We start from the raw sequence: 13,012 nt of genomic DNA, 5'->3' as shown, positions 1-13,012 counted from the left end.
GCCATCCTCTATTCTGATGGGTATTTACCACTGGTCCCGGAAGACAAAAATGAAACGGACAAAATCCATACGCCACGCATCGTTCCGCAAAAACTGGAGCGCACGCCATCTGACACCTGTCGCTCTTGCTGTTGCCACTGTTTTTATGCTGGCAGGCTGTGAAAAGAGTGATGAAACAGTGTCTCTCTATCAAAATGCTGACGACTGTTCAGCTGCAAACCCAGGCAAAAGCGCCGAATGTACCACTGCGTACAACAATGCGCTGAAAGAAGCCGAACGTACTGCGCCGAAATACGCCACTCGTGAAGACTGTATTGCTGAATTTGGCGAAGGCCAGTGCCAGCAGGCACCAGCCCAGGCTGGTATGGCACCAGAAAACCAGGCGCAGGCCCAGCAATCCAGCGGGAGTTTCTGGATGCCGCTGATGGCCGGTTACATGATGGGGCGTCTGATGGGCGGCGGCGCGGGCTTTGCACAACAGCCGCTGTTCTCCTCGAAAAACCCAGCCAGCCCGGCTTACGGTAAATATACCGACGCGACGGGTAAAAACTATGGCGCAGCGCAGCCAGGCCGCACCATGACCGTACCGAAGACAGCTATGGCGCCAAAACCGGCGACCACCACTACCGTTACCCGCGGTGGCTTTGGTGAATCTGTTGCCAAACAAAGCACCATGCAGCGTAGCGCAACTGGCACCTCTTCTCGTTCAATGGGTGGCTGATACCGATGGAAAGAGTCAGTATTACCGAGCGTCCGGACTGGCGCGAAAAAGCCCACGAATACGGTTTCAATTTTCACACCATGTACGGAGAGCCATACTGGTGTGAAGATGCTTACTACAAGTTGACCCTCGCCCAGGTTGAAAAGCTGGAAGAAGTCACTGCCGAACTGCACCAGATGTGCCTGAAAGTGGTGGAAAAAGTGATCGCCAGCGATGAGCTGATGACTAAATTCCGCATTCCAAAACATACCTGGAGTTTTGTGCGCCAGTCATGGCTGACTCACCAGCCATCGCTTTATTCGCGTCTTGATCTGGCGTGGGATGGTACTGGCGAACCTAAACTTCTGGAAAATAACGCCGATACGCCAACCTCACTATACGAGGCAGCGTTCTTTCAGTGGATCTGGCTGGAAGATCAGCTTAACGCGGGCAACCTGCCGGAAGGCAGCGACCAGTTTAACAGTCTGCAAGAAAAGCTTATTGATCGCTTTGTCGAGTTGCGTGAACAGTATGGCTTCCAGTTGCTGCATCTCACCTGCTGTCGCGACACGGTGGAAGATCGCGGAACCATTCAGTATTTGCAGGACTGCGCGACAGAAGCTGAAATCGCTACTGAATTCCTCTACATCGACGATATCGGTTTAGGCGAAAAAGGTCAGTTCACGGATTTACAGGATCAGGTGATTTCTAACCTGTTCAAGCTGTATCCGTGGGAATTTATGCTGCGTGAGATGTTCTCCACCAAGCTGGAGGATGCAGGCGTACGCTGGCTGGAACCGGCGTGGAAGAGCATTATCTCCAACAAGGCGCTTCTACCGCTGCTGTGGGAGATGTTCCCGAATCACCCGAACCTGCTGCCCGCTTATTTTGCGGAAGATGATCATCCGCAAATGGAAAAATATGTGGTTAAACCGATCTTCTCCCGTGAAGGCGCAAACGTGTCGATCATTGAGAACGGCAAAACCATTGAAGCAGCGGAAGGTCCGTATGGCGAAGAAGGGATGATTGTTCAGCAATTCCACCCGTTACCGAAATTCGGCGACAGCTATATGCTGATTGGTAGCTGGCTGGTGAACGATCAACCTGCCGGAATTGGCATTCGTGAAGACCGTGCATTGATCACCCAGGATATGTCTCGGTTTTATCCACATATTTTTGTTGAATAAACCATGATACCGGATGGCACTCGCCATCCGGTAATTATTAGCCTATCTGCACCGACAACATACTTAAACTGCCCATTTCTATACCATCGACCGGAATGTTAATTGGCTCCTGCCCATCCCACGCACCTAAGACATACAACAACGGCAGATAGTGCTCTGGCGTTGGGTTCGATAACGCGCCACCTTCATGGTCGAGGTAATTCACCAAAGGATGCTGTTCTACCGGCCCTTGCCACGTCAGATTCGCTTTCACATACTCATTAAATGACGTCGCCCACGGATATGGTGAACTATCACCGTGCCACTTCACCGTACGCAGGTTGTGCACCACGTTACCGCTGGCGACCAACATTATTCCTTTATCCCGCAGCGCTGCCAGTTTACGCCCCATCTCAAAGTGCCAGGCGGCAGGTTTGGTACTGTCGATACTCAACTGCACCATCGGGATATCGGCGTCAGGATACATCTTAATCAGCACGCCCCAGGAACCGTGGTCAAAGCCCCAGGCTTCTTTATCCAGCGTCACAGGGACCGGCGCTAACAGCTCAACCAGACGCTGTGCCAGCGCAGGCGAACCCGGAGCAGGATAATGGGTGTCGTACAGCGCCTGCGGAAAACCGCCAAAATCATGAATCGTGGGCGGCGTCTCCATCGCGGTCACTCCAGTTCCACGGGTAAACCAGTGAGCCGAAACCACCACAATCGCTTGTGGGCGTGGCAATGTCATCCCCAACTTCTGCCAGCTGCGGGTATACAAATTATCTTCCAGCACGTTCATCGGACTACCGTGACCTAAAAACAATGCTGGCATACGTGTTGAAGACATGATGATATCCTTAACTAAAGGTGTCATTTTGATATCCTCACAATACGCTTGTTCGGCGGAGTAAGAACCCGGATAACAATGATGATGATCATCAGTTATTTTGACGATCTGCCTGAAGGTAAAGATTTATAAGGAGTTGTCGATGTCAGTACCTCTCATTCTGACCATACTGGCGGGGGCAGCCACGTTTATTGGCGCGTTTCTCGGCGTTCTCGGACAAAAACCCTCGAACCGCTTACTGGCGTTTTCGCTAGGATTTGCGGCGGGGATTATGTTGCTCATCTCATTAATGGAAATGCTTCCTGCCGCATTAGCCGCCGAAGGAATGTCGCCTGTGTTGGGTTATGGAATGTTTATCTTCGGTCTGCTTGGCTATTTTGGTCTGGACCGCATGTTGCCACATGCGCATCCGCAGGATTTAATGCAAAAATCGGTGCAGCCGTTGCCAAAATCGATCAAGCGCACAGCCATTCTGCTCACTCTCGGCATCAGTCTGCATAACTTCCCGGAAGGCATTGCCACCTTTGTCACGGCGAGCAGTAACCTGGAGCTGGGCTTTGGCATCGCGCTGGCTGTTGCATTGCATAATATTCCTGAAGGTCTGGCAGTTGCGGGGCCGGTTTACGCGGCAACAGGATCGAAACGTACCGCGATTCTGTGGGCGGGGATTTCCGGACTGGCTGAAATTCTCGGTGGCGTTCTGGCGTGGTTAATTCTTGGCAGCATGATTTCTCCGGTAGTCATGGCGGCGATCATGGCGGCGGTTGCAGGAATTATGGTGGCGCTCTCGGTTGATGAATTAATGCCGCTAGCTAAAGAGATTGACCCCAATAATAACCCCAGCTATGGCGTGCTATGTGGAATGTCAGTGATGGGATTCAGTTTAGTGCTGCTACAAACGGCGGGAATTGGTTAAAAGCAACATCAGAAGTTGTCCAGCGCATGGACAACTTCTGCCAGCTTCACTAAAGCCCTATTCTACCTTCTCGGCTGTCTCTTCTCTCGTACTGTTTAAGTATTTATTCCGCGCTTCAAGCAGTGCGTCTCTGTCCTGACGAAACGCCCGACAATAACGTTTCAAATGCAGTAAATAACCCACCACAACCAGAGCAATCAATACAATCCAGTACCAGGCGATAAACATCCTTTTACCCTTAATATTTAACAATACTAAACATTTAGCGCATAAAATTCACATATCCTTTTTCGGATATATTCATATGGTCGCATAATAACGGAACAATTATATGATTTTGATCATAATGGAAAAGAATGCCTGATATTAATGAAATTTTCTCATAGAAAGAGAAGAGGAATTAACATCTTGCATAACAAGAGCAAAATAAAAACCGAAGCCAGTAATAGCTTCGGTTTCTTGATTAACGCGGTAAATTAAGCAGCGGTTTTCAGCTAGCTTTACGCTCATGTGCCTGACGGTATGCCACCAGGTCTTCAATAGTCACGAGCGCCATATTGTGTTTCTTGGCAAACTCAATGCACTCTGGCGCACGCGCCATCGTGCCATCGTCATTAGTCAGCTCACACAACACACCAGCTGGTTTAAAGCCTGCCAGCGTCATCAGATCAATAGTCGCTTCGGTATGGCCGCCACGCGTCAGCACACCACCCGCCTGCGCGCGCAGTGGGAAAACGTGGCCAGGACGATTCAGATCAGAAGGTTTAGCGCCATCGGCAATCGCAGCACGAACGGTCGTAATACGGTCAGCGGCAGAAACACCGGTAGTCACACCTTCAGCCGCTTCAATGGTCACGGTAAAACCGGTGCCATAGGCGCTGGTGTTATTTTCTACCATCATTGGCAGATCGAGTTGTTTACGGCGATCTTCAGTGATGCACAGGCAAACAATACCGCTACCGTGGCGAATGGTCAGCGCCATCTGCTCAACGGTCATGGTTTCTGCCGGGAAGATCATATCGCCTTCGTTTTCACGGTCTTCATCATCAAGCACCATTACACCGCGTCCTTCACGCAGCGCAGCCAGTGCATTTTCAACACGTTCGAAAGGCGTACCAAAAGAGGAAAGTAGCGTCTGATTCATGGTAAAAAAACCTCACTAAAATTATGGTTACCAGAATCAGGGCAGTCTTAGGAGTGGCGGCATATAGCCAAAATAACGTGAGCGGGTCCATGCCCGACAGAATCGTTACTCTCTCCCATCCGGACTCTAACCGTCGGCCCCGGAATTACACCGGATCTGCTGTCCTTTGAGTTCGCACCCAAAGCGCTCGCGGGCTTTCAACTGAGTTGATTTACCGCCGGTGGGGAATTTCGCCCCGCCCTGAGAATAAGCGGATTCACTATAACGCTAATGATTAGCGGCAGCAACGCATAGCTTCACATTATTCTGGTTTATGACTTAACCTTATCGCACTACAATGGAACTCAACACCTATCAGTACAGGGAAACTACAATGATTGACCCGAAAAAAATTGAGCAAATCGCTCGCCAGGTTCACGAATCAATGCCTAAAGGAATCAGGGAGTTCGGGGAAGATGTGGAGAAAAAAATCCGCCAAACCCTACAAGCGCAGTTGACGCGTCTCGATCTGGTAAGCCGCGAAGAATTCGACGTTCAGACGCAAGTCCTGTTACGGACTCGTGAAAAACTGGCGTTACTAGAACAACGCATCAGCGAACTGGAAGCGCGCAATAATCCGGTAGCAGAACTTCAATCTCCTCCAGCTATCCCGCCGGTTGATAAAGCAGAATAAAGCACCACAAAAACGGGCCAGACGGCCCGTAATATCAATGTTCTAATTCCAGTTCTCTGGTTTGCATCATCTGTTGGCAATACCAGGCATAACGTGCGCAAAACCAGGTTCTATGTTCTTCATCCATGTTACCAGTAACGGCCAGAATATCGACCGGGCGACCTTCTGCGTGCATTCTGGCAAAACTACGCGCCAGGAAATCGAAATTATTTAAAGAATTAAGACTATGATCCATAAGCACATCCTCCGGTTATCGCATACCTTTTAAGGCCATATGCTTTTTCTGATTTCAGTATTCCCCAATCAGTGTAGTGCCTTTAAACATAACGTGCGTAAATATATTGTCCCCGATCACACTTTTTAGTGAAAAATAAAAAACCATATTAAAAGACTTTCTCTTCCAGAACTTCTCTAACATGTGTTATTATTAACAAAGATAAATGTAAGCAAGGAAACTATCCAAAAGTAAATATTGCGTCACTAAATGGACATTGGAGTGACATATGATTTTATTCGCCGACTATAACACCCCTTATCTTTTCGCTATTTCCTTTGTACTGTTGATCGGCCTTTTAGAAATTTTTGCACTTATCTGCGGTCACATGCTCTCCGGTGCTCTTGATGCACATCTTGACCATTATGATTCCATAACCACAGGTCATATTAGCCAGGCACTTCATTATCTCAATATCGGAAGATTGCCAGCTCTCGTCGTTCTCTGTTTACTGGCTGGTTTTTTTGGTCTTATTGGCATCCTGTTGCAGCATGCCTGCATCATGGTTTGGCAATCACCACTCTCGAACCTGTTCGTGGTTCCTGTCAGTTTACTGTTTACGATTATTGCGGTGCATTATACCGGTAAAGTAATTGCGCCTTGGTTACCACGAGATCATAGCACTGCTATTACAGAAGACGATTATATTGGCTGCATGGCATTAATTACCGGACATCAGGCCACTTCAGGTAACCCCTGTGAAGGAAAACTCACCGATCAATTTGGCCAAATACATTATTTACTACTGGAACCTGAAGAAGAAAAAACTTTCGCTAAAGGAGACAAAGTATTAATTATTTGCCGACTTTCTGCAACGCGATATTTGGCGGAAAAAAATCCCTGGCCCCAAATACTGTAATTTATTAATCAAAAGGAAATTTAATAATGGATGATATTGTTAATTCTATGCCCTCCTGGATGTTTACCGCAATTATTGCCGTATGCGTTCTGTTTATTATTGGGATTATTTTCGCCAGGCTCTATCGTCGCGCTTCGGCAGAGCAAGCATTTGTTCGTACTGGTTTAGGTGGGCAAAAAGTGGTAATGAGCGGTGGCGCAATCGTGATGCCGATCTTTCATGAAATAATCCCCATCAATATGAATACTCTGAAGCTGGAAGTCAGCCGCTCAACCATTGATAGCCTGATTACGAAAGATCGTATGCGCGTCGATGTCGTTGTCGCTTTCTTTGTGCGGGTAAAACCGTCAGTGGAAGGTATTGCCACCGCCGCCCAGACGCTGGGGCAACGCACCCTGTCGCCTGAAGACTTACGTATGTTGGTTGAAGATAAATTTGTCGATGCCCTCCGTGCAACAGCTGCACAAATGACCATGCATGAGTTACAGGATACCCGCGAGAACTTCGTGCAGGGCGTACAAAATACCGTTGCTGAAGATCTGTCGAAAAACGGCCTGGAACTGGAAAGCGTTTCACTTACCAACTTTAACCAGACGTCGAAAGAACATTTCAATCCTAACAACGCCTTTGACGCCGAAGGTTTAACCAAGCTGACGCAGGAGACGGAGCGCCGTCGTCGCGAACGTAACGAAGTTGAACAGGATGTAGAAGTTGCGGTGCGTGAGAAAAACCGTGATGCGCTTTCGCGGAAGCTGGAGATTGAACAGCAAGAAGCGTTTATGACGCTTGAGCAGGAGCAGCAGGTTAAAACCCGTACCGCTGAGCAGAATGCGAAAATTGCGGCTTTTGAGGCCGAGCGTCGTCGGGAAGCAGAGCAGACGCGAATTCTGGCTGAACGACAGATTCAGGAAACGGAAATCGACCGCGAACAGGCCGTCCGTTCCAGAAAAGTTGAAGCTGAACGTGAAGTTCGCATTAAAGAGATCGAACAGCAGCAGGTCACCGAAATCGCCAACCAGACGAAATCGATCGCTATTGCCGCCAAATCGGAACAGCAGTCACAAGCGGAAGCGCGTGCCAACCTTGCACTTGCAGAAGCGGTAAGCGCCCAGCAAAACGTAGAAACCACTCGCCAGACCGCAGAAGCCGATCGTGCTAAACAAGTTGCCCTAATCGCTGCCGCGCAGGATGCAGAAACCAAAGCGGTTGAACTGACCGTGCGGGCGAAAGCAGAAAAAGAAGCCGCAGAGATGCAGGCGGCGGCGATCGTTGAGTTAGCCGAAGCTACGCGTAAAAAAGGCCTGGCGGAAGCAGAAGCGCAACGTGCGCTGAACGATGCTATCAACGTACTTTCTGACGAGCAAACCAGCCTTAAATTCAAACTGGCATTGTTGCAGGCGCTCCCTGCGGTAATTGAGAAATCTGTGGAACCAATGAAGTCTATCGACGGTATTAAGATTATTCAGGTCGATGGTCTGAACCGTGGTGGTACCGCAGGGGATGCAATATCAGGTAGCGTTGGTGGAGGAAATCTGGCGGAACAAGCGTTATCAGCCGCGCTTTCTTACCGCACACAGGCACCGCTGATTGACTCCTTGCTCAATGAAATTGGTGTTTCAGGCGGCTCGCTAGCGGCATTGACTTCACCCTTAACCTCAACAACTCCCGTAGCAGAAAACATAGAATAAATTTTCAACCATGAACATCCCTGGCCCAAAAAGCCGGGGATTTGTTATATCTGCGTTCCGCTAAAAAGTACAAATGATCAGGTTGTTACAGCGTTTTGCGAGCCGACTCGGGGAAGAGAAAACTGCATCAGGGAAAGCATTGCGCGGGGTCCGGCGCTCATCAACAATCGGGGAGCCAGCAAGGGGCTGAAACGGGAAAGCCCCTCCCGAGGAAGGGGCCTTGTATAAGGAAAGGGTTATGATGAAGTTCGTCATCATACTGGTTGTGTTGTTACTGTTAAGTTTCCCGACTTACTAACAACTCATCAGAGGGGGGAGAAATCCTCCCTTACCCTTGTTCCTTTACTTTAGGTTGAAAAAACAACAGCGTCAATAGGTCTATCCGGCACAACGCGAGAACTGTGAACCGCTTTCCGGTTAGCCTTTTTTATCCTGTTGGATCTTCTTGATGATGTTGGTCGTTGAGCAACCGTCTTCAAAGTTGAGCACCAGCACTTCGCCACCATTGGCCCAGACTTCTTTACTCCCGGCAATCTCTTCTGGTTTATAGTCGCCGCCTTTCACCAGCAGGTCTGGCAAGATCCCGGCAATCAAGCGCTGCGGCGTGTCTTCTTCAAACGACACCACCCAGTCGACCGCTTCCAGTGCCCCCAGCACAATCATACGCTGTTCGAGAGGGTTAACGGGGCGGGAATCCCCTTTCAGCCGTTTGGTGGAGGCATCGCTGTTCACAGCGACAATCAGGCGGTCACCCAGTTTGCGGGCATTTGCCAGATAGGAGACGTGCCCGGCGTGCAGGATGTCGAAGACGCCATTGGTCATCACCACTTTTTCACCGCGTTTACGCGCCGCCGCTACAGCAAGCTTCAGTTCCTCTTCGGTCATCACACCAAAGCCGGTATCTGCACGTCCACGTACTGCATTTTCCAGCTCGATCGGCGAAACCGTGGATGTTCCCAGTTTGCCAACCACCACACCGGCCGCCGCGTTGGCAAAGAAGCAGGCTTCTTCCAGCGAATTACCCGCCGCCAGCGTTGCTGCCAGCACACCAATCACCGTATCGCCCGCACCGGTGACGTCATACACTTCTTGCGCCTGGGTTGGCATATGCAGCGGCTCTTTACCCGGTTGCAGCAGCGACATCCCTTGTTCGGAACGGGTCACCAACAGAGCCGAGAGTTCGTAATCGGCAATCAGTTTCATTCCGCGCTCAACAATCTCTTCTTCGGTCTTACATTTACCGACAACAGCTTCAAATTCCGAGAGATTCGGCGTTAACAGCGTAGCGCCGCGGTAGCGCTCAAAATCGGTGCCTTTTGGATCAATCAGCACCGGAACGCCCGCTTTACGCGCCAGTTGGATCATCTGCTGCACGCTTGCCAGCGCACCTTTCGCGTAGTCAGAGAGCACCAGCGCGCCAATCGAACTCAGCGCCTGATTAATCCGCTCGTGCAGCGGCTGCGGATCAACCCCTTCGAAACCTTCTTCAAAATCCAGACGGATCAGCTGTTGGTTGCGGGAAAGTACCCGTAATTTGGTGATGGTCGGATGCGTCGGTACAGAAACGAAGTCGCATTTGACGTTGACGTCGGCCAGAGATTTACTCAGCGCGCGCGCCGCATCGTCAATGCCCGTCAACCCGACCAGGCGTGCATTAGCACCGAGAGAAGCGATATTCATCGCCACGTTAGCCGCGCCGCCCGGACGTTCTTCGATGGTATTCACTTTAACCACGGGCACCGGCGCTTCCGGCGAGATACGGCTGGTGGGACCGTACCAGTAACGATCCAGCATCACATCACCAACCACCATCACTCCTGCACGTTCAAACTCTGGCAGCGTTACTTTCATTCCTGTCTCCTGAGAGATTCAAAATTTGCGCGCGATAATACCATACTTCATTCTTCCACCAGCCACTTCTGCCAGCTTGCCCGCACCAGATCACGCTCTGCGGTGAAGCAATCCTCCGACACATGGCCCGGCAATTCCTGTAATGCCAGATGATGAAGTTCATCGCGCAGCGTCGTGTAAGCACAGGTCAGCGCCATCGCTTCCTGTTCTTCCATAATGTCGTTTTGCGCCAACAGTTCCAGAATACGCACGTTGTCTGACCAGCGCGTTAACTTCGGTTTTTCATGAGCGTAGCGCAACACCAGATATTGGGTAATAAATTCGATATCGGTAATTCCGCCTTCATCGGCTTTGATATCAAAGCGATCGCGATGTTTATTGCCGAGATGAGCGCGCATTTTCTCCCGCATTTCCCGCACTTCTGTTTTCAGGGTTTTGCCTTCGCGCGGCAGCGTCATAATCTCGCGACGCACCGCGTCAAAGTGCGCGGTGAGCTGCGGATCGCCGTACACTACACGCGCACGCACCAGCGCCTGATGTTCCCACGTCCAGGCCTCGTTTTTCTGATAATCGGAAAACGCTTCTGCAGAGGTGACCAGCATTCCCGCCGCCCCGGACGGACGCAGTCGAGCATCCACTTCATACAAAATGCCGGAAGAGGTTCGCGTACTGAACAGATGCATAATGCGTTGCGCCAGACGCAGATAAAACTGTCGCCCGTCGATTTCCCGCTCGCCGTCAGTCATCGCATCCATTGGGCAATCATGGAGGAAGATCAGGTCAAGATCGGAACTGTAGCCTAACTCCCAGCCGCCCAGCTTGCCGTAGCCGACCACCGCAAAACCACGCCCTTCGCGTTCGTTCAGGTGATTCGGTTTACCGTAGCGGGCAACCATTTGAACCCACGCCTGCTGAACGACGGCATCTATCATAGCTTCCGCCAGCCAGGTTAAGTGATCGCTCACTTTCATTACCGGTAGCGTACCGGCGATATCCGCTGCCGCGATGCGTAAAAGTTGCGCCTGTTTGAACTGACGCAGCGCCTCAAGCTGTTGCTCTTCGTCATCTTCCGGCACGCGCAGCAAATACTGGCGCAGTTCATCACGGTAGGCATCCGTCGCCGTCGGCTGGTAAAGAGTGTTCGGATCGAGCAGTTCGTCCAGCAATAATGGATAACGCGCCAGTTGGCTGGCAATCATCGGCGATGCGGCGCACAGCGAAATCAAATGCTTAAGCGCTGCGGGGAATTCACTAAGCAGCTCAAGATAGGTAGTGCGGGTAACAATCCCCACCAGCAAAGCCGTAATGCGCGACAGCGTGACAGCAGCGTCTTCACGCGCACAGACATCACTTAGCAGATGCGGCATCAGATGGTCGAGCACCTGACGTCCTCGCGGCCCGATTGTGCGCTTATCCAGCTCTTTGCGGAAATCGGCAATCAGTGTTAGCACCTGTTTGCGATCATCTTCGCTAAGATGTGCCAGCACTGGCGTGGTGTCATCTTCCTGCAACGCATCCTGCCACAACTCACGCCACTGTTCCGATAGCGACTCTTCCTGTGTTTCGCTTTCGTCATCGCCAATCAATTCGTTAAACACCCGGCGCACATTGGTCATATGTCCGGTCAGCGCCCCGGTTAGTTGCGGCCAGTCCGCGAAATCCATTGCCCATGCCAGCCGCGCACGGTTAAGCTCATCAGAAGGAAGTGTCTGGGTTTGTTCGTCGTTAATGCTTTGCAGCAGGTTTTCCAGACGCCGCAGGAACAGATACGCCACTCGCAATTGTTCAGCATCGTTTTCAGAAAGCAGATGCAGCGCGGCAATGGCGCTGAGCGTTGGCAGTAAAGAGCGCGATTGCAGCGACGGTTCGCGCCCGCCGCGAATGAGCTGGAACACCTGGACGATAAATTCAATTTCGCGAATGCCACCCGCGCCAAGTTTGATGTTGTCGGTCAAACCGCGTCGACGCACTTCGCGGGCAATCATCCCTTTCATGTTGCGCAGCGACTGGATCACGCTGAAATCGATGTAACGGCGGAAAACAAACGGACGCAGCATCGCACGCAACTCATTAGCATAGACGCCGTCGCTATCCCCCATAATCCGCGCCTTGACCATGGCGTATCGCTCCCAGTCGCGCCCCTGCTCCTGGTAATAATCTTCCAGCGCCGCAAAGCTCAGCACCAGCGGGCCACTTTCGCCAAACGGACGTAGTCGCATATCCACGCGATAGACGAAGCCATCCTGCGTTGGTTGATCCAGCACTTTAATCAGCCGCTGACCCATGCGGGTAAAGAACTGAGCGTTATCCAGTTCCCTGCGTCCGCCCTGCGTGCAACCATGTTCCGGCCAGACAAAAATCAGATCGATATCTGAGGAAAAATTCAGCTCCCCGCCGCCCAGTTTACCCATGCCTAAAATCAGCAGCGGTTGCGCTTCACCCTGCGCATTGCAGGGCGTACCCCACTCGCGGCAGCAGGCCTCATACAGCCAGTCACGCGCGGCGACAATCAATGTCTCCGCCAGATGGCTGAGCTGCTGCAATATGCTCTCTTCAGTAACCAGTGCCAGCGTTTGCGCCCAGGCAATGCGCACCATAATGCGCCGCCGGAACAGACGCAGCTCGCGCATTAACCCTGCTTCGTCGCTTACATCACTGAGCGCCTTCTGCAACCATGCAGCGTAATGCTGCCATTCGTCGACCTGCGGCGGCTGGCTTTCCAGTTCCGTCAGCCACTCTGGATGCGCAATTACGCTGTCCTGCACAAAATCACTGAAGGTAAGTACTGACTTCGCCTGTGCGCTAAGTGATTCCTCGGCTAAAGGCGCTGGCAGCCGCTCAACAACGGTCTGCCAGTACTGCTGTAACGGTGAAGAGAGCGGCTTCATAAGCGA

General features: G+C 51.3%; 13 protein-coding genes and 1 riboswitch. Of the genes, 7 read left to right on the top strand and 6 right to left on the bottom strand.

The window, feature by feature from the left end; all coding sequences use genetic code 11:
* Window positions 1-49: 49 nt before the first annotated feature.
* Both ygiB and ygiC read left to right on the top strand, forming a co-directional pair.
* Window positions 50-721: a DUF1190 family protein gene (ygiB, locus tag AABJ99_RS03730; protein WP_000831534.1), complete on the top strand. Its 672-nt coding sequence runs from the start codon at window positions 50-52 to the stop codon at window positions 719-721.
* A gap of 5 nt (window positions 722-726) precedes the next feature.
* Window positions 727-1,887, top strand: a complete 1,161-nt coding sequence (ygiC, locus tag AABJ99_RS03725) for a glutathionylspermidine synthase family protein (RefSeq protein WP_000442860.1) — start codon at window positions 727-729, stop codon at window positions 1,885-1,887.
* Window positions 1,888-1,924: 37 nt separating this feature from the next.
* Here ygiC and ygiD read toward each other — a convergent pair whose 3' ends face one another.
* Complete coding sequence (ygiD, locus tag AABJ99_RS03720) at window positions 1,925-2,713, bottom strand: 4,5-DOPA dioxygenase extradiol (RefSeq protein ID WP_039021376.1); 789 nt, start codon at window positions 2,711-2,713, stop codon at window positions 1,925-1,927.
* 142 nt (window positions 2,714-2,855) lie between these two features.
* Between ygiD and zupT the strand changes: the two genes are divergently transcribed.
* The gene (gene zupT / locus AABJ99_RS03715) at window positions 2,856-3,629 is read left to right on the top strand and encodes a zinc transporter ZupT (RefSeq protein ID WP_001295627.1); all 774 of its coding nucleotides are present in this window, start codon (window positions 2,856-2,858) and stop codon (window positions 3,627-3,629) included.
* Window positions 3,630-3,686: 57 nt separating this feature from the next.
* On the opposite strand, the gene yqiD is transcribed toward zupT, so the two are convergent.
* Window positions 3,687-3,857, bottom strand: a complete 171-nt coding sequence (gene yqiD, locus AABJ99_RS03710; RefSeq protein ID WP_000469268.1) for a protein YqiD — start codon at window positions 3,855-3,857, stop codon at window positions 3,687-3,689.
* Window positions 3,858-4,119: 262 nt separating this feature from the next.
* Window positions 4,120-4,773, bottom strand: coding sequence for a 3,4-dihydroxy-2-butanone-4-phosphate synthase (ribB, locus tag AABJ99_RS03705; protein WP_039021375.1), 654 nt, complete (start codon window positions 4,771-4,773; stop codon window positions 4,120-4,122).
* A 103-nt stretch (window positions 4,774-4,876) separates the two neighbouring features.
* A riboswitch (FMN riboswitch) is annotated at window positions 4,877-5,025 on the bottom strand.
* 121 nt (window positions 5,026-5,146) lie between these two features.
* On the opposite strand from ribB, the gene ubiK reads away from it, so the two are divergent.
* Entirely contained in the window at window positions 5,147-5,446 is a 300-nt protein-coding gene (gene ubiK, locus AABJ99_RS03700; protein ID WP_000566827.1) for a ubiquinone biosynthesis accessory factor UbiK, read from the top strand.
* 34 nt (window positions 5,447-5,480) lie between these two features.
* Here ubiK and glgS read toward each other — a convergent pair whose 3' ends face one another.
* Window positions 5,481-5,681 carry a cell surface composition regulator GlgS gene (gene glgS / locus AABJ99_RS03695; protein ID WP_001296424.1) on the bottom strand — a complete coding sequence of 67 codons (201 nt, stop codon included), beginning with the start codon at window positions 5,679-5,681 and terminating at the stop codon, window positions 5,481-5,483.
* A 268-nt stretch (window positions 5,682-5,949) separates the two neighbouring features.
* Between glgS and yqiJ the strand changes: the two genes are divergently transcribed.
* From yqiJ to ibsE, 3 genes are all read left to right on the top strand, one after another.
* Window positions 5,950-6,579, top strand: coding sequence for an OB-fold-containig protein (gene yqiJ, locus AABJ99_RS03690; protein ID WP_039021374.1), 630 nt, complete (start codon window positions 5,950-5,952; stop codon window positions 6,577-6,579).
* A gap of 26 nt (window positions 6,580-6,605) precedes the next feature.
* Window positions 6,606-8,267 (top strand): flotillin family protein, encoded by a 1,662-nt coding sequence (gene yqiK / locus AABJ99_RS03685; RefSeq protein WP_039021373.1) that lies wholly within the window; start codon window positions 6,606-6,608, stop codon window positions 8,265-8,267.
* A 238-nt stretch (window positions 8,268-8,505) separates the two neighbouring features.
* Window positions 8,506-8,565, top strand: a complete 60-nt coding sequence (ibsE, locus tag AABJ99_RS03680; RefSeq protein ID WP_001387082.1) for a type I toxin-antitoxin system Ibs family toxin — start codon at window positions 8,506-8,508, stop codon at window positions 8,563-8,565.
* A 119-nt stretch (window positions 8,566-8,684) separates the two neighbouring features.
* On the opposite strand, the gene hldE is transcribed toward ibsE, so the two are convergent.
* Both hldE and glnE read right to left on the bottom strand, forming a co-directional pair.
* Window positions 8,685-10,118, bottom strand: coding sequence for a bifunctional D-glycero-beta-D-manno-heptose-7-phosphate kinase/D-glycero-beta-D-manno-heptose 1-phosphate adenylyltransferase HldE (hldE, locus tag AABJ99_RS03675; protein ID WP_000869186.1), 1,434 nt, complete (start codon window positions 10,116-10,118; stop codon window positions 8,685-8,687).
* 47 nt (window positions 10,119-10,165) lie between these two features.
* Window positions 10,166-13,006, bottom strand: a complete 2,841-nt coding sequence (gene glnE, locus AABJ99_RS03670) for a bifunctional [glutamate--ammonia ligase]-adenylyl-L-tyrosine phosphorylase/[glutamate--ammonia-ligase] adenylyltransferase (protein ID WP_338387495.1) — start codon at window positions 13,004-13,006, stop codon at window positions 10,166-10,168.
* Between the last annotated feature and the right edge of the window lie 6 nt (window positions 13,007-13,012).

It is taken from the genome of Escherichia coli (genome assembly GCF_036503815.1).
Taxonomy (GTDB): domain Bacteria; phylum Pseudomonadota; class Gammaproteobacteria; order Enterobacterales; family Enterobacteriaceae; genus Escherichia; species Escherichia coli_F.
This window is presented reverse-complemented; position numbering and strand designations above follow the sequence as displayed.

Coding starts and splice junctions, on each gene's coding strand:
- ubiK (WP_000566827.1), top strand. CDS start 5,147: ATGATTGACCCGAAAAAAATTGAGCAAATCGCTCGCCAGGTTCACGAA.
- ygiB (WP_000831534.1), top strand. CDS start 50: ATGAAACGGACAAAATCCATACGCCACGCATCGTTCCGCAAAAACTGG.
- yqiJ (WP_039021374.1), top strand. CDS start 5,950: ATGATTTTATTCGCCGACTATAACACCCCTTATCTTTTCGCTATTTCC.
- ygiC (WP_000442860.1), top strand. CDS start 727: ATGGAAAGAGTCAGTATTACCGAGCGTCCGGACTGGCGCGAAAAAGCC.
- zupT (WP_001295627.1), top strand. CDS start 2,856: ATGTCAGTACCTCTCATTCTGACCATACTGGCGGGGGCAGCCACGTTT.
- yqiD (WP_000469268.1), bottom strand. CDS start 3,857: ATGTTTATCGCCTGGTACTGGATTGTATTGATTGCTCTGGTTGTGGTG.
- glnE (WP_338387495.1), bottom strand. CDS start 13,006: ATGAAGCCGCTCTCTTCACCGTTACAGCAGTACTGGCAGACCGTTGTT.
- glgS (WP_001296424.1), bottom strand. CDS start 5,681: ATGGATCATAGTCTTAATTCTTTAAATAATTTCGATTTCCTGGCGCGT.
- ribB (WP_039021375.1), bottom strand. CDS start 4,773: ATGAATCAGACGCTACTTTCCTCTTTTGGTACGCCTTTCGAACGTGTT.
- yqiK (WP_039021373.1), top strand. CDS start 6,606: ATGGATGATATTGTTAATTCTATGCCCTCCTGGATGTTTACCGCAATT.
- ygiD (WP_039021376.1), bottom strand. CDS start 2,713: ATGTCTTCAACACGTATGCCAGCATTGTTTTTAGGTCACGGTAGTCCG.
- hldE (WP_000869186.1), bottom strand. CDS start 10,118: ATGAAAGTAACGCTGCCAGAGTTTGAACGTGCAGGAGTGATGGTGGTT.